Raw genomic sequence first — 24169 nt, 5'->3', positions numbered from 1 at the left:
TGTCCGGTATGGTGCCAGTGTGTCAAGACCCCCAGAGGACCACTCCGACGCCACCCCCGAGCCCCGCTTGCCTGGTGACACTGACGGTTCGGTTGCTTCCCCGCGCCCTGTTTCCCCGGAAGTTCGGGCCACGCGGCCGCCTCCGGTCACCGTCCTGTCCCTGATCGTGGCCGCTGAAGCAACGGCACTGCTCGCGGCAGCGGGCTGGTATGCAATTCAGCTGATCACAGGAGCGCCCGTCCTTTCGTTTTGGGGTGCTGTGTTTACCCTGGCGCTCCTGATGTCATTTTCGGCCTGGCTTTACGCCGTTGCCTATTTTCTCCTCCGGGGATTCCGCTGGCCGCGGGCGGGGGCTTTGGTGGCCCAGCTGTTTGTGCTGACGATCGGATTTCCGACGCTCACCGGCGGTTACATTGCCGCGGGATTCGCGATGCTGGTTCCGGCGGTCATTGCCGTGGTCCTGCTCTTTAACAAGCGCGTGATCAGTTTTGCTTCACGTGCCGGCGGGGCGCCTCCGGCGTTGTGACCCCGGGGCCCGGTCCGGCCGCCAACTGAACGGGCACAGCCCGGCCCTCTGCAATGATGACGGCCCTCCCTGCCGGCGGGTTGGCTTCCACCTCAAAGCGAATGCCGAAGAAATCGCCGTCGTTGATGTGCCGCGGCGCGATCAGGATGCCGGCCCCCTGCCCGCGGGCACGTGCAGCCAGCGGAACCCGCTGGCTGAGTGAAGGGCTGAACCCCGCAGTCAGGATTACCCTCAAACCAAAACCATGCAGGGCCTCGAGATGCCGGTGCGATTCCGGTGTCAGCATGTCCGCATCGTCCACGAGGAGAACCCAGTCCTTGTTGAGCGTGCCCGCGTCGGCGCTTGCCAGCACATCGGCCCAGTAGCTGGCGGCTGTATCTTCCGGGCCGGGGCGGAGCCACCCTGGAGCATCAGCGTTAAGCTCCGGGATGGCTGCAAGAAGGGAACTCTTGCCGGAAGACGGGCCTCCCATAACCGGCAGGACGCCTCCCGGCGGAAGACGGACTGTAGCCGGGACAAGTTCATCACCGCCGATCCCGACTATTATCTTGCGGCTTCTGTAATCGTTTCCGGCTGCAGCTGTTGTGCTGGCTGGCGGTGCGGAAACGCTCGGGACACGTGCCAGGACATCCGCAACGCTCAGGCGCCTGGGCAGCGCCTCAATTCTGAAGGGCCTGACGGCCGGTTCCTTGCCCCTGCCAGCGCATGTAGTCGACGTAGGAGGGGCTGCGTAAAACTGGGCCGCGGAGGCCGGGCTGCCCGCCAACGGGCCGAACATCACTGCCCGTCCGCGGATTAGCGCTACGTCCGGGAGCCGTGGCCAGGCAAGCCGGCCCTCTTCGGTGGAGCCAGTCGGGAAGTAGGCCCGGCTAGGGATGGACGCGAAGTATCGGGCTGTTACCACCTCCCGGTCTCCGGCAATGAGCACCGTAACGCCTGCCCTGGCGCCGTCCCGGACGATGTCCTGGACTAGGTCTTCCGCCCAGGCCAGCGGGCCGGCACGGAACGATGAGACCCATGAGCCCCAGCCGGCAAGCACTAGGACAATCGGTGGCGGCAGTGACTCCGCCGGGCGGCTGAGCCGCAGTGACAGCTCGAGGGCAACACGTTCCAGGATCCGGACGGCCCGGCGGAGTTCGTGAAGGCCGGCCGCCGCGCCCACCCGCGGATGGGAGTGGACCGAGCTGAAGGCATTGCCAGCATCGAGCAGGTAGATATGCGATTCGATGTCATGTTCGATCAGTTGCTGCAGTACCAGATCCAGGGCTTCGTCCACCCCGCTTGCCGTTCCGCCGACCAAGGCCAAGTGACCATGGTTGGCTGGCTGCCACGTCAGCCGAGAGACCCGCTGCCGGTCCGGCTCGTCCAGCAGGCCGAGCTGTACGGACCAGATGCCGGGATCGGGTCCGCCTTCTCTGCCGGGGTCGGGAAGCAGCACGATCGTTGGCAGCGGTATCGCCACGGGGCGGCGGGGTGCTGAACCGCCCAGACCGTCCCAGAGTTCCACCAGCGACTCCACAATGGGACCGGCCGCCCGGGCTGGTGAAAGCGGGAACCCCGGGTCGGCGTTCTCTTCCTGGTCGGTCGCAGACACCACAAGAGCCTCGGCCGCAGGGCGAACGCGGACCGGGGATGATCTCACCGCTGCTGCGGCGCCCGAGAGGGTTGCCGCCTGGAACTCGACTGGATCCTCCGTCCCGCGGGCGAGGTAGGCGCGCCCGGGGTTGGCCACCGAAATGCCGGCGGCAAGCCGTGAATTGATGATGTCCACCGATTCCATGTCCGACTGGACGCGCAGGGCAATGCTTGTGGTGACGTTGGCGCGGATGTCTGCCGTGAGTGCGCCCTGAGGCCGCTGCGTTGCCATGATCAGGTGCAGGCCCAACGACCGTCCGACGGCTGCGATCCTCATCAGCTCCTTCAGTGCGTCGGGAGCATCTTCAACGAGCATGCGGAATTCGTCAATGATGAGGACCAGGTGGGGGAGCGGCCCGGCCGGGGATCCAACGGACCGATAGCCGGCCAAGTCCGGAGCCTGAGCGGCGGACAGCAATTCCTCCCGGTGCCGGATTTCCGCTCGCAGGGAGATTAGCGCGCGGTCCAGTTCATTTCTGGTGAGGTCGGTGAGCATGCCCACACAATGGGGCAGGCCGGTCAGCGGTCCCAGGCCCGAACCGCCTTTGAAGTCGAAAAAGAGGAAGTTGATCCTGTCCGGCGGGTAGCTGAGTGCCAGGCCGGCGGTCAGGCTCCGGAGTAGTTCGGATTTTCCGGACCCGGTGGTTCCTGCCACCAGAAAATGCGGGCCGTCCGACTCAAGGTCCAGCACGCGGGGCCCGGATGCAGTCATCCCGATGGGAACGCAGAGTCCGGGTTTGCTGTTGCCGGCGACCCAACGGGCTGATGCGTCCGCTGCGGCACCAGGGAGGACGTCAGCGAGCGAGCAACTCTGCGGAACGACCGGTGCGGAGTTCGGGCGGCGCTCACGCCGCACGGCCATGTTCCGGCAATATCGGTCGAAGACTCCCTCCGGGACGAGGTCGGGCAGGAAGTCCCTCGCCGCGCCCCCAATCCGTAACCTGGCGGTGGCTCCTCCAAGTTCGACAACCGCGCCCGATTCGGGGCCGCCTTCCTCTGGGCCGCTATCGAGTGTGCAGTCCACAACGTGCCAGCCCCGGCTGATGGCGGTGGCAGCCAGGCCGTGGGATCCGGACTGGCCTCGGGAATCACCGGTAAGTATCAGCACGCCGCGTTCCCGCTCCCGGTCGATGCAGCGCTCCAGAACCTCCGAGGTTGTCCGGGGACTGGACGAAAGCATGACCGGCGTAAGGTACCTGGCGGTCAGCGGCAGGGAGCCGGGTGACCCATGCACAACGACCCGGGTCCGGGCCGCCGACCTGAAACTTGTGAGCTGCATCAGCATGAACCTGACCAGCCCGGCGACGTCCTGCCGCGGTCCGCGGACAAACGTAAGGTCCAAAAGCTGAAGGACGGTCGGCATGAGGCCCGCCTCCGGCGCTTCGAAATCCGGGTCCGCCGGGTCCAGACTGATGTTTGCCCGTTGCTCGGCCAGCCCGAGGCGGAGCCCAATATCGTCGGGTACGGCTGTCCCGTCCCACCGGCCGTTGTGTTCCGATCGCCCCCTCAGGGCGAGCTCGGCCGCGGACGGTGCGGATCGGCGTCGACGTTCCCTGTCTTCTTCAACGGCGGCAGACACTAATGCCTTGAGCCGCTGCCGCTGGCGGCGGCCGGCGAGCATGGGCACCAGCAAAGAGACAGCAGAAACGGCCGTAAAGGCCAGAAACATCCACATCCCGGTGATGACAGCCAGGCCCACGCCAATGAGTAGCGGCAGGACCGCCGTGAGGAGGAGAATTCCCCGGTTGCCGCCTTCCGCCCTGTGCGGAATCTTCAGGGGATCAGCCACACTGGATCCGGCAGCCTCCCACTCCGGCAGCCGTACGGCCGGACCAGGCCCGAACACGATGGACAGCGTCGAATTCCCGCAGCTGATGAGCGAGTTCGTTGAGACGTCGGCCTGCCCCACCCGCCTGCCGTCCACAAAGGTCCCGTTGACGCTGTCCAGATCGGTGATGGTGACGGCCGTGTCACTAAGGTCCAGCCTGGCGTGCTCACGGGAGAGGGCGGCATCGGGGATGGCGATTTCCGTGCCGCTCCGGCCGAGCCGATACCTGCCGCGCCTTAGTGGCAGCACTGTCCCCGCCGCCGGACCGCTGTGTACGGCAACAAGCAGCGTCGAGGCCCTTCCCTCGCCGCTTTCCGGAGGGCGATCCCCGGCGCCGTCAACGATGACTGCCCCGGTAACCAGTGGCGGCTCACCGACGACCAAGCGGCACAACGGAAAGCCGGACACTGAGAGTTCACGGGCACCGTATTCCTGCGTTAAGGCCTGCTGCAGCATGAGCCCGGAGCCTCCCGGCGGGGCCTCGATAATCAGTTCGAGCGGAGGTCCCGGACTGGCGGCATCGGGCCCGCGGACCAGGGTGCAGTGGAGTGTCATCAGGTGCTTTCCCTTGGGAAGGAGGCTGCTTTCTGCCCAAGCTACCTGCGGGCAGAGCCGCGGGGCATCGCCCCCGGCTCACTATGTGGATAAGCCCGGCCCATGCCCGGGAATCACTGGTGTCGGCGTAGTCTCGGGTAGGCTAGAGCAGCAGCCAATGCACAACATTGGGCTGCCCGCATTCGAATCAGGAGATTTTGTGACCGCTGACCTCGTCATCGTAGGGTCGGGCTTTTTCGGCCTGACAATCGCAGAACAGGCCGCCACTGAGCTTGGCTTGAAGGTCGTTGTCATCGACCGCCGCCACCACATCGGTGGTAATGCCTACAGCGAAAAGGAAGAGCAGACCGGCATCGAAGTGCACCGCTACGGTGCCCACCTGTTCCACACGTCAAACGAACGTGTTTGGGAGTACGTCAACCGGTTCACGACGTTCACGAATTACGTTCACAAGGTCTACGGAGTCCACAAGGGCGAGGTGTACTCGCTGCCGATCAACCTGGCCACGATCAACCAGTTCTTCCGTGCGAACCTCACCCCGGGACAGGCCCAGGCCCTCATCAAGGAGCAGGCCGGCGAGCTCGCAGGCACCGATCCCCAGAACCTGAACGACAAAGGCATCCAGCTGATTGGCCGGCCGCTGTACGAGGCGTTCATCAAGCACTACACCGGCAAGCAGTGGCAGACGGATCCGAAGGACCTGCCCGCGGGGATCATCTCCCGCCTCCCGGTGCGCTACAACTACGACAACCGCTACTTCAACGACAAGTACGAGGGACTGCCGACCAACGGCTACACCGCGTGGATCGAGAAGATGGCGGAGCACCCGAACATCGAGGTCAGGCTCAATACCGACTTCTTCGATGAGTCGCATGAGTACAGCAAGAACAAGGTCGTTGGAAACATCCCGGTGATCTACACGGGTCCGGTGGACCGGTACTTCGACTTCGCGGAAGGCGACCTGTCCTGGCGGACGATCGACTTCGAGGAAGAAGTCCTCGAAGTGGGCGACTTCCAGGGAACGTCGGTGGTGAACTACAACGACGACGACGTGCCCTACACCCGCATCATCGAACCGCGCCACTTCCACCCCGAGCGCGACTACCAGACGGAAAAGACCGTCATCATGCGGGAGTTCTCCCGCGCGGCGGAGAAGGGCGATGAGCCCTATTACCCGATCAACACTGCCGCCGACCGCGAACGCCTGCTGAAGTACCGCGACCTCGCGGCTGCGGAAAGCGATGTGCTGTTCGGCGGCCGCCTAGGCACGTACAAGTACCTCGACATGCACATGGCAATCGGCTCAGCCCTGACCATGTTTGACAACCAGATCCGGCCGCATTTTGAGAGTGGCGCACAGCTTGAAAGCGGAGGCGTGGACGCATGACCGCTTCCGCGGCGTTCGAACTGCAGAGGGTTATCTTTCCGCCCCCGGGTGAGTTGGATGCTATCGAACTCTACGTCGATGCTGGCAGTGCGGTCGGGTTGCACCTCGTGGAGGACGACGACCTCTACAGGTCGCCGAAGCTGCCCGAGGAAAAGCTTCACCTTGTCGGGGCTACCGCGGTCGAAGCGCATCATGAGGACTTCCTGTCTCGAACGTCGATGAAGATCCGCGCCGGGCAGCATGTTTCCTTCGGAACCTACTTCAACGCCTTCCCTGCCAGCTACTGGCGCCGATGGACTACGGTCCGGTCCGTGCAACTTGCCGTCAGCACGGAGGGTACCGGAAGCGTTGTGGTCTACAAATCCAACGCACGCGGTGTCCCGCAGCGAGTTGAATCCATCGGGGTCCAGGGCATGGACGAAGTGAGGCTGGACCTGCCGCTGGAGACGTTCGGTGACGGCGGCTGGTACTGGTTCGAGTTGGTGGCAGGCAAGTCCGAGCTTAAGCTGCTGGAAGCCACTTGGGCCACGTCAGATAGCCCCACGATTCCCGCCGGTGAAGTGGCTACGGTACAAATCACGACGATGAACAAGCCGGCTTTTTGCATTGCCAACGCAAGAATTCTGGGTTCCAACCCTCATGCTTTAAAGAGCGTCAAGGAGGTCCTCATTGTTGATCAGGGGACTGACAAGGTGACGGCCGCGGACGACTTCGACGAAGTGACCCAGCTTCTCGAGGGCAAGCTTAGAGTGGTGGATCAGCCCAACCTTGGCGGCTCTGGCGGGTTCTCCCGGGGGATGGCAGAATCAGTCCGGAACGGCAGCGAGTTTGTCCTGCTTCTGGACGACGACGTAGTGGTTGAACCGGACAGCATTGAGCGCCTCATCGCCTTCGCCCGCTTCAGCCGGAAGCCAACGATCGTTGGTGGCCACATGTTTGACCTCTTCAGCCGCACGACTTTGCACACTTTCGGAGAGGTCGTAGATCCTTACCGTCTGAGCTGGATCAGCCCGGACAACGATATTGAGTACCGCCACGACTTCCGGCAGCGAAACCTTCGCCAGACTCCCTGGATGCACCGGCGTGTCGACGTGGACTTCAATGGCTGGTGGATGTGCCTGATCCCGACGGCCATCATTCGGGAAATCGGCCTTTCGCTCCCCGTTTTTATTAAGTGGGACGATGCGGAGTATTCTCTGCGGGCCAAGGAAGCCGGCTACTCCACAGTGTCGCTGCCCGGAGCTGCGCTGTGGCACGTTTCGTGGATTGATAAAGACGATTCTTTGGGCTGGCAGTCGTACTTCCACGAACGGAACCGTCTGATCGCTGCGCTGATTCACAGCCCATTCCCTAAGGGCGGACGTGTATTGCGGGAGTCCTTCCAAAACAGCGTCAAGCATTTGATTTCCATGCAGTACTTCGCCCAGGAAGCGCGCATTATGGCGCTTCGCGATGTATTGCGGGGACCTGCGGGCCTACACCCGGATCTTGGTACGAAACTTGCCGAGGTGAATGCCTTGCGTTCACGCCATCCTGAGGCCCAAATCCGGTCCGACATCGACGACTTCCCGGCACCCGGATTGACTCGCGGCGGTCGCGGCGGCGCTCTCAACGAAATGCCGGCCAAGAAAGACCTCGTCAAATGGGCTGCTAAGACGGTCCTGCGGCAAGTTTTCCGCAAGCCGGATCCGCAAACCTTAGAGCGGCCTCAGGCGCATCTTGCGCACCGCGAGAACAAATGGTGGACCTTGTCCAAATACGACAGTGTCCTTGTATCCAACGCAGAGGGAACTGGCATTTCGTGGTATCGGAGGGATCCGGGATTGCTGAAGAGCAAGTTGATGGAAGCCTCGAAGCTACAGGCGCAGCTCTTCCAGCAATGGGAAAGCCTGTCGGCTGAATACCGAAAGGCGCTCCCCGAGATCACTTCCATGGAATCGTGGGAAAGAACCTTTGGCACCACCGTGGGTACACCGATGAAGGATCGTAGGTAGATGGTCCCGTCCGAGGAGCTTATTAAGCCGGGCTACGGTCGAGGACTGCTGGACGTCTACGCCAATCGCTTCCTGCTGAAGCTGCTGGTCAGGAAGGAAATCAAGATCCGCTATCGCGGATCGGCTCTGGGTCTGCTCTGGTCCTACGTTAAGCCGCTGATGCAGTTTCTCATCTATTTTGTTGCGTTGGGAGTCTTCCTCAACCTGCAGCACGGGACGCCAAACTACGCCATCTACTTGTTCTCGGGCATTGTTTTCGTGAACTTTTTTACCGAATCGCTGGGTAATGCCACGCGTTCCATTGTCGACAACCGTGATCTTATACGGAAGATCTACCTTCCGCGTGAGCTATTTCCGGTGGCTACAGTCTGGGTGTCCGCTGCGCACTTCCTGCCGCAGGCTGCGGTTCTTGTCGGGGCCTGTCTGATCGCCGGCTGGGCACCCTCCATCGTTCAGTTGCTGACAGTGATTGCGGCTTTTGTAATGGTTGCGATTCTGGCAACGGGGCTTGGTCTCCTTTTCGGAGCGGCCAACGTTTACTTCCGGGATTCGGAAAACCTTGTCGACATGATCTTGATGATCGTCACTTGGGCGTCCCCGGTCCTGTACCTGTGGACCATGGTGGAACGCGTCATGGGACCGTGGTATTGGATCTACCAGCTGAATCCCCTCACCGTAGGCGTGGAGATATTCCACTGGGCGTTCTGGTATCCGACGCTGAAACCGGACCAAATACCCTTGGCCCCCCTGCCGCCGGACCTTATCTCCCTCTGGTTGCCCGTCGCGTTTGGCATTTCGCTCCTAGTCCTCTTTGTGGGCCAACTAGTATTCCGCAAGCTCGCTATCCACTTCGCCCAGGAGCTCTAGATGATCGTAGACAACCGGGCGATCAGTTGCATCGGACTCCGCAAGCAATTCGTGCTGCGCCACACCCGTTCCATGAAGGAAGCGCTTGTGTGGCTGATCCGGGGCCGCAAAGGTGACTTGTCGAAGAAATTCGACGCACTGAAGGACGTCTCTTTGGACGTTCAGCATGGCGAGACCGTAGCTCTCCTGGGTCTTAATGGTTCCGGAAAATCCACATTGCTGAAACTCATCTCCGGGGTACTGCAGCCAGACAGTGGAACAGTTCTGACCCGCGGGCGGGTGGCGGGCCTCATTGAAGTGGGCGCAGGTTTTCATCACGACCTGAGTGGACGGGACAATGTCTACCTAAATGGTGCGATCCTGGGAATGACCGAATCCGAAATCGACGAGAAATTCGACTCGATCGTAGAGTTTTCTGAGATCGGCGAATTCATCGACACGGAGGTGAAGTTCTATTCCTCGGGAATGTACCTGCGGCTGGCGTTCTCCATCGCTGTCCACACTGATCCCGAAGTATTTCTTATTGACGAGATCCTTGCCGTGGGAGACGAACCGTTTCAGCGCAAGTGCATTGCGAAGATCAAGGAACTTGCCGCCAAGGGTAAGACGCTCTTCGTAGTCAGCCACGACCTTGACCTTGTGGCCACGATCTGTGAGCGTGGCGTATTGCTCGAGCACGGCCACGTCGTGATGGATGGCGATGTCCACGAGGTTGTCGCTGAACTCCGTGAGCGTTCAAGGGCCCTGTGAGCCGCCGGTCGGCTGCTGATCCCCATTAGAATTAGCAAGTTGCCCAATTTGGGCGGGCCTCCGCAATGGGGGAAGGACGGGAGAACAACAGTATGCAGGAACACATGTCCGGCTCCGCAAAGAGCATGGGACGCCGTTCATTCCTAATAGCAGCGGCAGCTTCGCCGCTTCTGCTGTCCGGCTGCCTCGGCCAGCCCGATGGACCTTCCGGTCAGGGGGAGACATCTACGTTTCCCGTTACGTTGACGCATTCCTTCGGTTCCACAACCATCAAGTCCGCCCCCAAGAGAATCGCCACCCTGGGCTACGCGAGTCAGGACGTCTGCATCGCTTTGGGAGTCGTCCCGGCAGCGGTGCCGCAGTATGAATTGCGCGGATTCGGGGTTAGCCTCTGGTTCAACAAGGCTGTCACAGCGATGAATGCCGTAATGCCCGCACAGTACAGGGACAGCGAGGAGCCGCCCTTAAAAGAGTTGGAATCGCTCAAGCCGGATCTGATTCTCGCCGTTAATTCCGGTCTGACCAGGGAACAATACGATGAACTGAGCGAGATAGCCCCGGTAGTTGCTTATCCGGGCGCTCCCTTTGGGACGGATTGGCGCACGACGACGACGATGGTCGGTACGGCGATTGGCAAACCCCAAGGGGCGCAGAGGCTGATCGAGGAAGTCGAAGAGGGCATCACAAAAGCAAGGTCCAGCTACGATGTGCTTGATGGTTCAACGTTCCTCTATCTAGGCGCAAGTCTGGCACCAGGCGCCGATTTCGAAGTGTATGACGAGGAGTCGAACCCCGTTCGAATCCTCAAGGATTTCGGCGTTGTGCCAGCCCCTGTCTTGGCGAAAGTGGTGGAAGGAGGCAATCGGAAACGTGTCGAAGCGGGAACCGGTCCGGTTCTTTGGGAAGCGAGGCGGGCGCGCGAACTTGAAGCCGACATCGATGTTGTCTCTGTCATATCGGACAAGAAGATCATCTTGAAAGATGGGGTTCTCGACGACCTTCCAGGCGCCCAACGGGACGCCCTCGTGCTCGTGAAGACCTCCGACGATGCCCTCGCCTTGGTGGAAGCATCGCCACTTGGAGTTAAATGGGCGACTCTCACAGTGTTGCCCGAACTGGCACGGGCGGCCTACGAGACGAAGCGCAGGCCGTAGGGCAGCCGGTCCCGGTTATCAAGACCCGGCTAAACATAGATGTGGGCTCCGCAAGACCTTGCGGAGCCCACATCTATTTTCAGGGAAACTTAGTCACACGCCGTAGTCCGGACCAAGCGGGCCTCATCTGAAGTCGCCAAGACTTCGATGTCCTTTGCAGTGCCCGCAGCTACGTCGGCCAGGCCGGGGAACGGGTCCTCGGTCGGAATGACCGTTTTAGTGCCGAAATCCAGCGCCCAGTACGCGTTTAGTTCCCTGATGGCAGGGCAAACATCCTTGTTATAGGCGGCCTCGTCCCAGTGGTCCAGCAAGAGCTGCTCTTTTTCCGTGCGTTCACCGAAAATGTGGGGCGCAAGGGGTTGCCGGTCCGCTAGTGCGTAGACCAATGAGCCGCCCGTAAGCGGGTTGGCGACAACGACACCGTCGACCGGCACCTTGGCGCCCACCTCTTTGAGAATCTTCATTTCATCCTCGTCCACAAGGTCGGACGCCTTCGTGATGTCGAATATCGAGTGGAGCCTGTCCTGGACCTGCGACAGGGTGCCACCTTGTGCGGCTAGGCCCAAGAGTCCGAGCGTCACCCATACGGCGACCACTTTGCTGACAGCAGGAGGCCGCGCCTCGCCGAGATCCGAAATGGGGGCTGCGGACGCACGGCCGATACCCGGCAGGAGCGTTGAAGCATTGTCCATCAAGGCCCGAATGCGCCACAGCAGCCACTCGGCGCCAAATACAGCAATAGGCAAGGTGACAACGGGCAACAGGGCCGCCAGTCGGAAGCTGTCGTTATACCAGACCCCCGTCAGAAACGTTCGGAATGCGCCGGGAGGCCAGCTCGAAACGACCATGTATAAAAGTGCGGCCACCAGGTACATTCCGAGGATCCACCATGTGCGCCGCAGCGTGCGGGCAATGACGTACAGGCCGATGACCGTGAGGATGGCGAGGACCCATGCGGTAGTTGTGCCCATCGGTGCACTGCCCAGGATTTCACCAATTGCCCGAGCATTCGACTGGAAAGGCAGCCACGGTGCCGCGCCAAGGCCCGGACGAAGAACCATCCAGGCGGCGGTTACTGCCGCAATGTATGCGGTACATACTACGGCCCAACGAATGACTGCCGTTTTGGGTGAGCTTCCTTCTCTCCATTCGAAGAAGACCCTGACCAGCCGGCCCAACAGTACGGGCACTAGGAACCCCAGAAGCGCCACCATGGCACTGGGGTGCGTGAGAACCATCCCCGGCAGGGCCGCGCAGAAGGCAACGGCGGGCGCAATGAACGAGGAAGGCGCGCTCCGCGACATGCCCAGCATCTCCACCGCCAGTCCCAGAATGACCGGCAGCAGTGCTATGGCGGCGTTGTTTGGATACAAGACGCCAAAACCGATGAGCAGGTACGGGAATGCACTGAAGCCCGCCGAGAGTACTGCGGCTGCAACAAGGGCCACTGGGCGGTAGGCCACAAGCCTGGAAACCAGGAACATGCAACCGAGCGGCCAGACAATGGCGCCAATCACTATTGTTCCAACATTGACGACGACGGGAACGGGGCTGCCCGTCAGCATCTGGAGGAGTGCCATCATGTCGTGCATGCCTGCGGGGTAAAAATAGCTGGAGGCTTCGGTGAGGTTGCCCAGCGACAGGGACGAACCGTTCTGCGTCTGTGCGATGTGGTGCACCGCGTTGAGGTGATACACATTGTCAAAGGTTTGCGAGAAGTTTTCAGGGCTTCCGAAACCGGTCACGAAGCGCCTGCCAATCAGCAGCGCGGCGAAAACCAGGCCCAGCGGAACGGCCCAGGTAGCGGTCCACCTCCCAAGATCGCCGGCGTTGAGTGGGCCGTTGTCCGCCAGCGAGCCAACAGTCTTTCCCTCGCGGACCCACCACCATCGGGCAGCCAGAGTCAGGAGCGCCAGGACACCGCTTATAGCGAAATACACCAGAGGTGTGTACGGCAAACGCAGGTAAGGAGCGACGACGGCGGCGCAAGCGGCTACTGACGTTGAAACAGGGGCCGCCAGAGCAACGAGGTTGAGGCGGCGAACTCCCGCCGCCGCCAGTATGGACAGTCCCGGCAAGAAATAGATCAATGCCGCCGACGCAAAAGTCGGTACGGTCTGCCACCAAGTCATCGATCAAGGCTCCTCATTGTGTGTTGTCAACCGTACAATTATGCAGGTTACGTCTCTGGGCCATGGTCAGGCCGTCGTATGGAGCACCGGGCCCCTTGCTATAGTTACAAACCATGAGTAACAAGACGCGGTCCGGCACGCTGATAATCATGCCTGCTTGGAACGAGGCCGAAGCAATCGGTAATACGGTCAGGGAAGTACGCCGCGTCGTTCCCCAGCATGACATCCTCGTGGTCGACGACGGGTCGCACGACGACACCGCCGCCATCGCTGAACAGGCAGGCGCTTCGGTTCTTCGGCTACCTTTCAACCTGGGTGTCGGGGGTGCCATGCGGACCGGTTTCAAGTATGCCATCCGCCACGGCTACAGCTCCGCCATCCAAGTGGATTCAGATGGCCAGCACGATCCCCACGACATTGACCGGGTACTAGCCGGACTGGAAACCGCAGATATCTCAATTGGTGCGCGCTTTGCCGGCCGCGGATCATATGATGCCAAAGGCCCGCGGCGGTGGGCCATGTCGGTCCTCGCCAGGGTGATCTCGAAAGTTGCGCAAACGCCGCTGACCGACGTCACGTCAGGCTTTCGGGCGGCGAACGAACGGGCGCTGCATCAGTACATAGACCATTTCCCTGCGGAGTATTTGGGCGACACGATCGACTCCCTGGTGGTGGCGATAAAGTCCGGCTGCAGGGTCGTGCAGATCCCCGTCGAGATGAAGGTGCGGCAGGCAGGAACGCCCAGTCACAGTCCATTTAAAGCGATGATCTACCTTGCACGCTCGGGACTTGTTCTTTGTTTTGCCTTGGCGCGTCGTAGGCCACGCGTGCAGACCGATACAGCTACACCCCGGCCGGGCGACATCGCCGGAGAAGGAAGTGTTCCCGCGTGAGTGTTGCTTTTTCTTTGGCCACGTCCATTGGGATGGTTCTGGCCGTTCTCCTGATGCTCCGAGTGGGCAAACTCCGCGAAAAATATGCGGTGCTCTGGCTCGTGGTTGGCGGGCTGACGATTGTGCTGGGACTTTTTCCCAGCATGTTGGACTTTGCTGCGTCGGTTGTCGGTGTTCGTGTTCCCGCAAACCTGCTGTTCGCGTTGTCCATTGTGCTGCTGGTGGGGGTAGGACTTCACGTTTCCCGCGAGCTGACCATTCTAGAAGACGAGACGCGTATCCTCGCCGAAGAAGTGGCGATCCTGCGCTCTTCCATCGCGCGGCTTTCTGACGGGAAGTCGGAGGGCCTGCGTCCTCCGACCGCAGACCATGTTGCAGATCAGACCAGTAATTCCAGAGAAGAGTAAAAATTGACCATTGATGTGATGCTGCCCTACTACGGCGACGTGGCGATGATGAAGGCTGCCGTCGACTCGGTACTTGGCCAAGAGGACAGAGACTTTGTCCTGACGATCGTCGACGATGGCTATCCGGATGAGTCCCTGCCGGCCTATTTCCAGAACCTCGTTGATTCCGACGGCCGAGTGCGCTACTTCCGCAACGAAGTCAACCTCGGCGCAAACGGCAACTATAAGAAGTGCCTCGGGCTTGTGCAGCACGACGTCGTGGTGGTTATGGGTGCCGACGACATCATGTTGCCGAACTACGTGGGTACCGTACGCAAGGCTTTCCAGAATCCGGAAATCAAGATTGTGCAGCCGGGCGTCGAAGTCATTGACGAGAACGGTGCGGTCTACGAGCCGCTGGGGGACAAGGTCAAAGCCGGACTGCGCCGCCTGGCGGTCGGCGGCTCGTCCGAGGCGATCATCGCCGGCGAGCCGATTGCCGAAAGCCTCATCACGGGGGACTGGTTGTACTTCCCGTCTGTCGCGTGGCGCGCCGACGCGATCCTGAAACACGACTTCCGCGAGCAGTACAACGTAGTGCAGGACATTGCCTTGGCGATGGACATCATCATGGACGGAGGCAAGATGCTCGTGACAGACACCGTCTGCTTCCAGTACCGCCGCCACAGGGAGTCGGATTCCTCTGTGCGTGCCCTCGACGGACGCAGGTTCGCGGAGGAACGAGCTTTCTTCGACGAGTGCGCCCGGGACTTTTCCAAGCTGGGCTGGACTAAGGCGGCACGGGCTGCCCGCCTTCATCTGACGTCGCGGCTCAACGCCGTGTCGCTGACCCCAAAGGTGGTTAGCAAGCGGATGTGGCCCGGCCTTGGCAAACTGGTCAAGCACGCTTTCCGCCCCTGATCGGGGCACATCAAGAAAAGTCTGGATAAACCACGACGGCGGGCAGTCCCGACAGGGGGCCCGCCGTCGTTGTCTCTGAAGTGAATGACCCTGGCAACCATCGGGGCCAGCGGCCACGTCAGCGGCGTGTTACTCCATTTATCGGCGTCCATTGCAGGGTCCCATTCTGGAACAACTGATAGCACTCGCCGCCGGACTTGCATGTTTCACTACCTGTGGGGTATCCCAACGGTCCGTTTTCCCAGCCGGACTGTGCCCAGTAGCTGGAGATTGCTCCGGCCCTGGTGGGGTGCGCTCCGGTAGCAGGCGACCAGTGGATCTGTCCATTCTGGAAGGACTGGTAGCAGCCGCCGTCTTTGAGCCCGCAGGTCTCAATACCTGTGGGGAAGCCCAGCACGCCGTCTTGGTAGCCGCTGCCGGCCCAGACGTTCCGAATGGCGCCGTTGCGTGTCAACTGGGCCCCAGTCTTGGCCGTCCAGTGGATCTGTCCATTCTGGAAGGACTGGTAGCAGCCGCCGTCTTTGAGCCCGCAGGCTTCGGCGCCGGTGGGATAGCCCAACACTCCCTCTTCGGAACGCGTCGAAACCCAAAGGCTACGGATAGCACCGCCGCGGGTGAGGTTCGCGCCAGTTGTAGCAGTCCAATGAACCTGGCCATTCTCGAACGACTGGAGGCAGCCGCCGTCTTTGAGCCCGCAGGTTTCGGTACCTGTCGGATATCCCAGCACACCTGTTTCGTACCCGCTCGAGGCCCAGACGCTTCGGATTGCACCATTACGGGTAGGGCGGGCGCCAGTGTCGGCACTCCAGTGGATGGCGCCATTTTGGTATGCCTGGTAGCAACCGTTGTTCTTCAGTCCGCAGATCTCCCCGCTGGAGGGATAACCCAGTACCCCATTCTCAAAATTGCCGGCGGCCCATGCATTGCGGATGGCCCCGTATCGGGACAGTTGGGCGCCCGTTTGCGGGGACCACATGATGGCGCCGCCCTGGAACATCTGATAGCAACCGCCGTCCCTGAGCCCGCACTGTTCACCGCTGGCGGGGTAGCCCATTGAGCTGTTCTCCGCGCCGATTAGGCGGTATAGGGAGCGAATGGCACCCGCGCGCGAGACCCGCGGGCCGGTCGCAGGGGACCACAGCACTTCTCCGTTGCGGAAGCCTTGGTAGCATCCGTTGTCTCTTATCCCACAGACAATCGTGCCCGCGGGGGCCCCGATCGGCATACCTTCTGCCAGGCTGGAAATGGCACTTTCCCCGGCGTTCAGTGCACGCCCGTACGCGAAGGCCTTGAGCTGGGCGTAGGTTCCATTCCAGACATTTGAGTCCCCCACATAGGGGCCATCCGGTGAATACTGCCAAATGCTGTAAAACGTCCAGCCGCTGGGAAGGACTCCGGGACTGGTCGAGTAACTGGCCAGATGCAAAGGGTGGTCCGCAAAGCCTGTGTTGTTTCCTGTGCAGGTCTTCCACCAGTCCGTGGTGGTGTAGATAGCGGGTTTGCGGCCGGTCAAGGCGACGATCGTGTTGGAGAAATCACGTACCCAGTTCACCATCTGGCTGGGGGACATGTTGTAGCACAGGTTACCCAGTGTGCTGTAGGGGTTGTACTCGATATCTAGAAGGGGCGGAAGAGTCATACCATCCGCCGACCAGCCGCCACCGTGTGCCACGAAATAGCGGGCCTGTTCAGCGCCCGACGAAGTGCTTGGTGTGGCGAAGTGGTATGCGCCGCGGATCATGCCTGCGTCCCGGGAGCCCATGTACTGGCTTGAGAACTCGTCGTTGGTGTAGGTGGTGCTCTCTGTAGCCTTCACATACGCAAAACGGGCTCCCTGGTTGAACTGTGAGTCCCAGTCAATGCCGGTTTGCCAGCCGCTGACATCGACACCCTGGATGCCGGCCGGCCTCCAGGTGTTAAAAGCCTCTGTGGTTAGCAGAGCGCTCTTGCCCGGCAAAGGAGATCCCGGACCAGGGTCCGATGCAGCCCGCTTTCCGACACCCATGTATCCGCCTCCCTGACCCATCTCGGCTTCAAGCGCGGCAGCGTCGGCAGGAGAGAGAGGCATGACGCCGGAACGGTCGGGATTCGGATTGGGCGCGCTATCGGTTGGCAAGGGTGTGGCTGTCGCCGTGGGCGTCGCCGTCGCCGTCGCCGTCGGAGTTGGTTCAGGTGACGCCGGGATAGTCGGTGCCGCTGCGGTGGCGACTGAGTCCGCTGTAGGCGATGCTGACGCTGTGGCCGAGGGGGAGGGCGACGGGAGTGGCGACGCGGTGGCGGAGGGGACCGCTATCAGGGTCCCTGCGAGCCCAATGGCCACGGCCGTGAATGCTGTCGATAGCATTGCGGCGATCTGCCTACGCGCCGCACCTTCCGAGTGCAAGCTTGGCATTTTGTGCTTGGACTTATTCATATACAACTCCGGAACGGGCTCCCCAGGGTAACCGTGCGAACTCGGATTGACCGTCGGGATCAGGGTAGGGCAGTGGCGGTTGCGTCGACCACGTCAACGGTCCCGAATAGCTGATCTAAGATAACACTCCTGTTGCGTGTGTTACTAGGGTTGCTGGAGTGACAAAAGCTGGAGCGCGAAGGGGCTAAGTACTGAGACCGGTAGAGTAGATATGCTGCCGCGGATGCCGGGGCAGGGCCGTCGACCCTAAGTGGGATCCGTTCCGTGAGCGATAAGTAAGGACACTCCATGCCGATCAGGACCAGCTTCGTGATGCCCCTATACAACGGAGGCGCGACGGTGGAGCGTGCCATCAGGAGTGTGCTGGCGCAGGATCGCGACGACTGGGAGTTGCTGGTCGTAGATGACTGCTCCACGGACAACAGCCGTGACTTGGTCGAGTCCCTCGTCGATGCAGAAGGGCACGGCCGGATCCGGCTCATCAGGCAGGAGCGAAACGGAGGTCCGAGTGCGGCCAGGAACGCTGGCGTTGCAGAGGCGGTCGGCGAATTCGTGGGTTTTTTGGACTGTGACGACGAGCTGCTCTCAAACTATCTCGCCACGATGGAAGCGAACATTGCGGAAGGCATCGACATAGTCGTCGCTGCCCACGTGGCGCAGACTCCGGCGGGCCGCCGGTATCCAAGGCCGGACTCTGCGCAGGGGCTGCTGACCGGACTGGAGACTGTGGACGCGGCGCTGCAGGGCAAGCTGTGGAACTTCCTCCATGCCAAGGTCTATCGCCGCTCGCTTTTTGACCATTTTTCGTTTCCGGACCATCTGGTCCGTTATGAGGACCTTGTAGTTAATTCCATTGCCTATTCGTATAGCCGCAAGGTACGCATAGTGTCCACACCGGTCTACGTCTACCACGTCCAAGGCCAGTCACTCACCTGGAGCCAAGAGCCCTCGATGGAATTTGTCGACGGTCCGCTGGCCTGCGTCCGTGAAGGTCTGAACCCGGATCTGGCGGCAAAGGTCAAGACGCGTTCCTGGAATACACTGCGGACATTTCTGGGCGTGCTTACCATTTCGGGCGGGCTGTTTGCGGGGAGCCCTAAACAAAGCGTCGACAGGATTGTGCGCTACGTTCGTGAGGAACTCTCGTTCAGGGATCTTGCTGACGTGACCTTGGCTGCGCCGCACCTGGGCCTGTCCGGAATGCTCATCAAAGTCTTCCCGGCACTGTATGCCAAGCTCTATCTCTGGCATGTCCGGCGGACCTTCGACATGGCCAAGTAGATGACTACTGAACCGCGGCTGACCGGCGAGACGTCACCGGTGGCAGTTCCATCACACCACCGTCTTCTCTATCTCGTTGCCGCCGTCGCCCAGGGCATTGGGGCCGTAGCAGTGCAGCCGTTCGCCATACGCTTGCTGGACCCTCAACAGTGGGGACAGGTGAGTTTCTCCCTGTCATTCATTTCGATTGGCCTGATTGCACTCTCGGCGGGCCTCCCGATGGTCCTCAGCACGATGTACTTCGATCCTGATCGGGGACCCGAGCGGGCGCGTTCCCTGAACGGGTTCGGCGTCGGACTCAGCATTGTCGGTGCCAGCGTGGCTGGCCTGCTGTTCGCCGTCATTGCGTCCGTTACCGGGTCCCTGGGAGATGTCTCTGCTTACCTGATTTCCATAGGAATAATCGGCCTCCACGGCATTACGCAAATGGCGCTCGCCTATTTGCGTTCTCAGCACCGAGCCCTGGCGTTCGTAGTGATAACGATTGTAGCCACGGTGTTGGGACACGTCGCGGGCCTCGCAGCCATCCTGATAATCGCACCCACAGCGACGGTGTACATGGCGAGTTTCGCCGTGTGCGTTTTGCTGGCTTCGCTGGCGGGGCTTGCGCTCAGCAAGCCCGGAGCACCACTGAAATATCGTGAATCCATTAGGTCCGCAGTGAGAACGTCCCTGCCGGTGCTGCCGCATAGCATCGCCCTCGTGCTGATGCTGCAAGGCGAGTCGATCCTGATTACATTGTTGCGCGGCGAAGAACTGGTCGGACGATATAACGCAGTGATGCCCTTGGCCTTGGGTCCACTTGCGGTCATCATGGCCCTTTCCAATGTGTGGCAAACGACAATTTTTTCTCATCGGGGGGTGGATACAACCGGGCAGGTTGCAAAGGTGCAGCGTGAGGCCGTCTTTATTGGTCTGATGCTGACGCTCGGGGGAAGCGGCGTTGCGGTGTTTGCAACTCACGTGCTGGTCAACGATCCAGAGCCGGTCCTCCTCCTGCTGGCACGGATCCTGCCGCTTCTGGGTTACGGATACGTGGTTTTCCTCGTTTCAACGTCCCAGTTGTTTGCCATTGGGAAGACGCGACTGATGGCTGTCGTTACGCCGGCCATCGCAGTTGTCGGTCTGGGACTGGCATTCTTCCCGGCCGGAAGCGGGAATCTGCTGCTCGTGGGTGTGATCAAAGTCGTCGCGTATCTGCTCCTTGGCGTTGTCTACGCCTTAGTAGTCCGGAGCTACGACCGCGAACTGGTTAACCTGCCACTGATGCTCAAAGGCATGGCTGGCGCTGTCGGCGTTACTCTCCTCATGCTGCTGTTGCCGGACTCCATCGGCTGGGGCATCGGGAGCGCAATTGCCACTTGCGCGGTGGGTCTTGTGGCAGGAATCGCTTACCTGAAGCGGCTGAGAAGCCTCTGATGGGTTTTGTCGAATGCAGCTCAGACGAACCGGGAAGGGTAGTATTGACGGGCAGAAGTGATTCGCGGCGGCATATCTGACGTGTGGACCGCCCTCGCGCCTCAAAGTGAAGTGCGAACCCCCTGACTGCCACTCTCGACCATCGCTCTTTTCGTCGGGAAGACTTCGTCAGTGGGCGCTTGACTACATCCCGGAGGAGGCTAGAAGCTTGTCGTTGACGTCATATGAAGGTCCAGCTGAAGCGTTGGCCACGCCATCCGCTACCAGGAAGAACACGGCCAAACGTAGCAGGGCAAAAAGTTCGGGACTCCGCCCGGACATCCAAGGCCTTCGCGCTGTTGCCGTGGGTGCTGTCATTGTCGACCATCTGTTCGGTTGGCCCAAAGGCGGCTTCGTCGGCGTTGACGTGTTTTTTGTTATCTCCGGATTCCTTATAACCGGCCTCTTGGTGAGGGAATGGCAGCGAAGCGGGACCATTTCATTCGCGAACTTTTACCGGCGACGGGTGAAGCGCATTTTGCCCGCCTCGCTTGTGGTCATCGCAGCGACTCTTGTGGCTTCCTTCTTCCTCTTCGCTGGGCCGCGTATGGCCACCACCGCAGTTGATTCCTTGTGGGCGGCACTGTTTTCGGCAAACTGGAGGTTCCTCCTGCAGGGCTCGGACTACTTCCAGGCAGACGGCCCGGTATCCCCATTGCGCCATTATTGGTCCCTTGCGGTGGAGGAACAGTTCTACTTCATATGGCCATGGATCATGCTGGCCGCTTTGGTATTTCTGCGACGGCGGGGCGTCGCCCGCTCCGCGTCCCTTCGGGCCGCTGCGATGTTGATAGGACTACTGAGCGTCGCTTCTTTCGCCTGGGCGCTCTTTGAAACGTCTTCCAATCCGGGTGCCGCGTACTATTCCTCTTTTTCCCGGGCATGGGAACTGGGTCTGGGCGCACTACTTGCGTTCGCCATACCGCTTTGCGAGCGGATTCCGAACTGGCTGCGTCCGGCATTGGCCAACCTCGGTCTTGTGGGGATCATCGTTTCAGTCTTCGTAGTTACTCCCGCAACTGGCTTCCCGGCACCCGGTGGGCTGCTGCCGGTGGTCTCCACAGTCTTGGTTATTGGGGCGGGCTGCGGCGGCTCGCAGCGGTTCCTGCCTTTGTTGACCAACCCCGTGAGCCGCTATCTCGGCGATATTTCTTTCAGCCTGTATCTGTGGCATTTTCCGGTAATTGTCTTCCTGGGGGTCCTGCTCCCGCCGGGAAGCGGGTTCTTTTTCGCTATGTCGTTGTTCATGACACTTGGCCTTGCCGTGTACTCCTACCGTCTCGTTGAGGACCCGATCCGCAAGAGCTCGTGGCTGTCCTCCGGACCGAAAACAGAAAGCAAAGGGGTCCCCGAGGAGAGGCGTCGCTCAGCGCGGGGACAGCTTGTGCGGCCTCTCGCCGGATTGTCCGTATTCCTTCTGGTGGCTGTTGGCGCGACAGGACTGAAGGTAGGCTCCATGCCTGCTGTGGTCGCGCCGCCGCTTTCCGCGACCCATACGGACTTCCCGCCCGCCCCAGTGGAGGGTCCGGCTGGAGAAGCGCTTCGTGAGGAGCTAAACGCTGCCGTCTCCGCAACGTCGTGGCCGGAATTCGACCCTTCTCTGGAGACGCTCATGTCCGAGGACCCGCATCCGGACCGAGTACTGAACTGTGGCACGCCCGGCAACCACAGTGCCGAAGAATGCACATTTGGTCCGGCGGACGCCGAGAAGAAAGCCGTGCTGGTGGGAGACTCAATCTCGCAGCGGTGGGCTTTTCCGCTGACGAAGCTATATGCAGAGAACGGCTGGAACATCCGAATCTTTGGGCGGCCGGGATGCCCATTCAATGATTATCCAATGGTGAAGTCCCCGGAGGAACAGGCTTACTGCGTCGAACGCAAGAAGCAAGCCGTGGACTTCATTCAACAATCAAAGCCGGACATTGTGATTGTGGGCAACACGATGGTTCCCGAGCGTATGTCAACTACCGGCAAGCCGGCAACAGCGGCGGACTGGCAAGCGGGCATGGAGTCCATTCTTGGAAGGATCGATGGATCGGGTAAGCGCCTCATCCTCAGTCCTCCGCCCTTCGACAAGGACGTCAGGGAGTGCTATTCACCTGTCAGCAAGCCCGCCGACTGCCTCGGCACGGTATCCAGTCTTTGGTATGACATCGCCAAAGCCGATTCGGCTGCTGCCAAGGCGACCAACAGCGTGCATCTCGATACTCGTGCGCTTTTTTGCAGTTCCAAGGACGCTTGTCCCGAGTTCGCCGGTCGGATTCCCGTGAAGAAAGACCATACTCATTTCACGCTCCCTTACGGCCAACACATTGAGGGCGCACTGAAAGAACTGATTGAAAAACGCGGACTCTTATAGGCTTGGGTCTGCTCTCACTGCAGGCCTGTACGTGTTAGCAGTGGCCGAGAGCCACGGTTTGCCGGGCTCTGGGGATCGGGTCTTAGTCTGGGCGCGCACTTAGGATGGTGCGGTGACCAAACTCTCCAAGTCCTCGATCATCGTGGCAATCATCGCATTTGCCTATTCGGTTCTTGGTAGCTGGCGGCCGAGTTTCTGGACCGATGAAGCGGCAACCCTGAGCGCTGTCCGGCGGAGTTTTCCGGATCTTGTGGCGATGCTCGGAAACATCGATGCCGTCCACGGTGCCTACTACTTCATTATGTACGGATGGACCCGAATATTTGGGTTTTCTGAGGTGTCCGTTCGGTTCCCTAGCCTCTTGGCCGTCGCGGTGTCGGCATTGCTTATGGTTGAAATTGGCAGGAAGGTCGCAAACCTTCACTTCGGTTTCTTAGCTGCGGCCTTCCTGGTTCTGTTGCCGAGAGTCCAGTACGCTGCGACCGATGCCCGGTCTTACGCTCTGACCCTCCTGGGCGCTGTGGCCGCTACGTATATTCTGGTCTCCATCCGTGAGAATCCGCGACGGATCAAATGGGCCGCCTACTTAGTGGTTGGAATCGTCACTGTTAGTTTGTCTTTTTATTGCGTCTTACTCCTGCTTGCGCACGCCGTATCCCTTCTCTGGGACCGGATGTTGCGCAAGGAGTGGCGCGGCATGCTGACGGCGTCCCTAGGGTGGCTTCTGCCCGCACTGTATGTAGGAATTGCAGCCAGCCGGCAGCAGTTCCAGATCTCGTGGATTCGCGAAGTCGGTCCCGCGTTTCCCTTCGAATTCACATTCCTCCAGTTTTTCGCCGACGGCTATTTCGCCAACGACGGCCAAGTCGTGCCGGTGCCAACGCCGGGCGAGGATTTGTCAATGGTGGGACTTGCGATTTTCATGTGGACGGCCGCGGCGATCGGTGTTGTGTTGTGTCGGCGGCATTTTCTTGTGCGCCTAACAATACCTTGGCTGATTGGTCCGGCCGCGGTTGTGATTGTCGGGTCACTGGTTTCGGGTGGCAACTACTACCTGCCGCGATACTTGACGTTCGAGCTCCCCGCAATGGCGCTACTGGCGGCCGCGCCGGCCGCGGTGCTGCCGGTAATGCGTACAGGAACAACTCGAAAGCTCAAAGCCGCCATAGCGTCTGCAGTTGCAGTCGTTCTCCTCATCTGCGTTCCGTCCTACGCGGGCCAACGGACCCAGTACGGACGTGATCGTCAGGACGATTTTCGTTTTGTTGCGGACTCCGTTCAAAAGCTTGGCACACCCGGAGATTCGTTTGTGCTGAGTCCAGCCAGCGACTTGGCGTACCAGGCATACCCCGAGGCGTTTGCCGGATTGGGTGACCCCACCATCGGAATCACCGCCGCCCAGTGGAAGAGGATATTCAACCAACGTTTCGACGTGAAGGCGTCGGCGGACCGGATCCGCCAGTACCGCACGGTAATTCTCATTCAAAAGTCCGGCGAATCCGCAATGGCTGATGCCTTGCAAAGCATGGGTTATTCTTCCGCCGACAGTCAGGTGGGACCCTCCACAACTGTGACGAAATACAGGCTCAAATAGATAAAGTTCGAATCATCGCCATCGCAGATTTATCCA

At 60.6% G+C, this 24169-nt stretch carries 16 protein-coding genes; 13 read left to right on the top strand and 3 right to left on the bottom strand.

The window, feature by feature from the left end; genetic code table 11:
* Positions 1-19 precede the first annotated feature (19 nt).
* The gene (locus ACSQ1X_RS13710) at positions 20-526 is read left to right on the top strand and encodes a hypothetical protein (protein WP_436058049.1); all 507 of its coding nucleotides are present in this window, start codon (positions 20-22) and stop codon (positions 524-526) included.
* Here the strand turns inward: ACSQ1X_RS13710 and ACSQ1X_RS13705 are convergent.
* Complete coding sequence (locus tag ACSQ1X_RS13705; RefSeq protein ID WP_436058048.1) at positions 483-4544, bottom strand: FtsK/SpoIIIE domain-containing protein; 4062 nt, start codon at positions 4542-4544, stop codon at positions 483-485. The two genes, ACSQ1X_RS13710 and ACSQ1X_RS13705, sit on opposite strands and share 44 nt — an antisense overlap.
* Positions 4545-4743: 199 nt before the next feature.
* Here ACSQ1X_RS13705 and glf point away from each other — a divergent pair, with 199 nt between their 5' ends.
* The 5 genes from glf (at position 4744) to ACSQ1X_RS13680 (ending at position 10696) form a co-directional block, all read left to right on the top strand.
* Positions 4744-5931: a UDP-galactopyranose mutase gene (gene glf / locus ACSQ1X_RS13700; protein WP_436058047.1), complete on the top strand. Its 1188-nt coding sequence runs from the start codon at positions 4744-4746 to the stop codon at positions 5929-5931.
* Positions 5928-7925: a glycosyltransferase gene (locus tag ACSQ1X_RS13695; protein ID WP_436058046.1), complete on the top strand. Its 1998-nt coding sequence runs from the start codon at positions 5928-5930 to the stop codon at positions 7923-7925. Before glf ends, ACSQ1X_RS13695 begins: the two co-directional genes overlap by 4 nt.
* The gene (locus ACSQ1X_RS13690) at positions 7926-8792 is read left to right on the top strand and encodes an ABC transporter permease (protein WP_436058045.1); all 867 of its coding nucleotides are present in this window, start codon (positions 7926-7928) and stop codon (positions 8790-8792) included.
* A complete protein-coding gene (locus tag ACSQ1X_RS13685; protein ID WP_436058044.1) occupies positions 8793-9542 on the top strand; it encodes an ABC transporter ATP-binding protein in 750 nt (249 codons plus the stop codon).
* Between the two features lie 92 nt (positions 9543-9634).
* The gene (locus ACSQ1X_RS13680) at positions 9635-10696 is read left to right on the top strand and encodes an ABC transporter substrate-binding protein (protein WP_436058043.1); all 1062 of its coding nucleotides are present in this window, start codon (positions 9635-9637) and stop codon (positions 10694-10696) included.
* Positions 10697-10785: 89 nt separating this feature from the next.
* On the opposite strand, the gene ACSQ1X_RS13675 is transcribed toward ACSQ1X_RS13680, so the two are convergent.
* Complete coding sequence (locus ACSQ1X_RS13675; protein WP_436058042.1) at positions 10786-12828, bottom strand: DUF6541 family protein; 2043 nt, start codon at positions 12826-12828, stop codon at positions 10786-10788.
* Positions 12829-12941: 113 nt separating this feature from the next.
* On the opposite strand from ACSQ1X_RS13675, the gene ACSQ1X_RS13670 reads away from it, so the two are divergent.
* From ACSQ1X_RS13670 to ACSQ1X_RS13660, 3 genes are read left to right on the top strand one after another with little or no spacing between them, the layout of a single operon-like run.
* On the top strand, positions 12942-13721 hold the full coding sequence (locus ACSQ1X_RS13670) for a glycosyltransferase family 2 protein (RefSeq protein WP_436058041.1): 780 nt from the start codon (positions 12942-12944) through the stop codon (positions 13719-13721).
* The gene (locus ACSQ1X_RS13665) at positions 13718-14128 is read left to right on the top strand and encodes a DUF2304 domain-containing protein (protein ID WP_436058040.1); all 411 of its coding nucleotides are present in this window, start codon (positions 13718-13720) and stop codon (positions 14126-14128) included. Before ACSQ1X_RS13670 ends, ACSQ1X_RS13665 begins: the two co-directional genes overlap by 4 nt.
* A gap of 3 nt (positions 14129-14131) precedes the next feature.
* Positions 14132-15028, top strand: a complete 897-nt coding sequence (locus tag ACSQ1X_RS13660) for a glycosyltransferase family 2 protein (RefSeq protein ID WP_436058039.1) — start codon at positions 14132-14134, stop codon at positions 15026-15028.
* Positions 15029-15146: 118 nt separating this feature from the next.
* Here ACSQ1X_RS13660 and ACSQ1X_RS13655 read toward each other — a convergent pair whose 3' ends face one another.
* Complete coding sequence (locus ACSQ1X_RS13655; RefSeq protein ID WP_436058038.1) at positions 15147-17144, bottom strand: GH25 family lysozyme; 1998 nt, start codon at positions 17142-17144, stop codon at positions 15147-15149.
* 585 nt (positions 17145-17729) lie between these two features.
* On the opposite strand from ACSQ1X_RS13655, the gene ACSQ1X_RS13650 reads away from it, so the two are divergent.
* The 4 genes from ACSQ1X_RS13650 to ACSQ1X_RS13635 all read left to right on the top strand — a co-directional run bounded on the left by ACSQ1X_RS13650 (position 17730) and on the right by ACSQ1X_RS13635 (position 24133).
* On the top strand, positions 17730-18722 hold the full coding sequence (locus ACSQ1X_RS13650) for a glycosyltransferase family 2 protein (protein WP_436058037.1): 993 nt from the start codon (positions 17730-17732) through the stop codon (positions 18720-18722).
* Positions 18723-20141 (top strand): oligosaccharide flippase family protein, encoded by a 1419-nt coding sequence (locus ACSQ1X_RS13645; protein WP_436058036.1) that lies wholly within the window; start codon positions 18723-18725, stop codon positions 20139-20141.
* A 106-nt stretch (positions 20142-20247) separates the two neighbouring features.
* A complete protein-coding gene (locus ACSQ1X_RS13640; RefSeq protein WP_436058035.1) occupies positions 20248-22539 on the top strand; it encodes an acyltransferase family protein in 2292 nt (763 codons plus the stop codon).
* Positions 22540-22651: 112 nt separating this feature from the next.
* Entirely contained in the window at positions 22652-24133 is a 1482-nt protein-coding gene (locus tag ACSQ1X_RS13635) for a glycosyltransferase family 39 protein (protein WP_436058034.1), read from the top strand.
* Positions 24134-24169 lie beyond the last annotated feature (36 nt).

The sequence above is a fragment of the Arthrobacter sp. LjRoot78 genome (genome assembly GCF_964254335.1).
Taxonomy (GTDB): Bacteria; Actinomycetota; Actinomycetes; order Actinomycetales; family Micrococcaceae; genus Arthrobacter.
Note: the sequence above shows the minus strand (reverse complement) of the source record. Positions and strands in the feature narration are given on the sequence as shown.

What these genes read in the sequence shown, in the direction of transcription:
- ACSQ1X_RS13705 (WP_436058048.1), bottom strand. Translation starts at nt 4,544, where the DNA reads ATGACACTCCACTGCACCCTGGTCCGCGGGCCCGATGCCGCCAGTCCG.
- ACSQ1X_RS13695 (WP_436058046.1), top strand. Translation starts at nt 5,928, where the DNA reads ATGACCGCTTCCGCGGCGTTCGAACTGCAGAGGGTTATCTTTCCGCCC.
- ACSQ1X_RS13690 (WP_436058045.1), top strand. Translation starts at nt 7,926, where the DNA reads ATGGTCCCGTCCGAGGAGCTTATTAAGCCGGGCTACGGTCGAGGACTG.
- ACSQ1X_RS13685 (WP_436058044.1), top strand. Translation starts at nt 8,793, where the DNA reads ATGATCGTAGACAACCGGGCGATCAGTTGCATCGGACTCCGCAAGCAA.
- ACSQ1X_RS13680 (WP_436058043.1), top strand. Translation starts at nt 9,635, where the DNA reads ATGCAGGAACACATGTCCGGCTCCGCAAAGAGCATGGGACGCCGTTCA.
- ACSQ1X_RS13675 (WP_436058042.1), bottom strand. Translation starts at nt 12,828, where the DNA reads ATGACTTGGTGGCAGACCGTACCGACTTTTGCGTCGGCGGCATTGATC.
- ACSQ1X_RS13670 (WP_436058041.1), top strand. Translation starts at nt 12,942, where the DNA reads ATGAGTAACAAGACGCGGTCCGGCACGCTGATAATCATGCCTGCTTGG.
- ACSQ1X_RS13650 (WP_436058037.1), top strand. Translation starts at nt 17,730, where the DNA reads ATGCCGATCAGGACCAGCTTCGTGATGCCCCTATACAACGGAGGCGCG.
- ACSQ1X_RS13645 (WP_436058036.1), top strand. Translation starts at nt 18,723, where the DNA reads ATGACTACTGAACCGCGGCTGACCGGCGAGACGTCACCGGTGGCAGTT.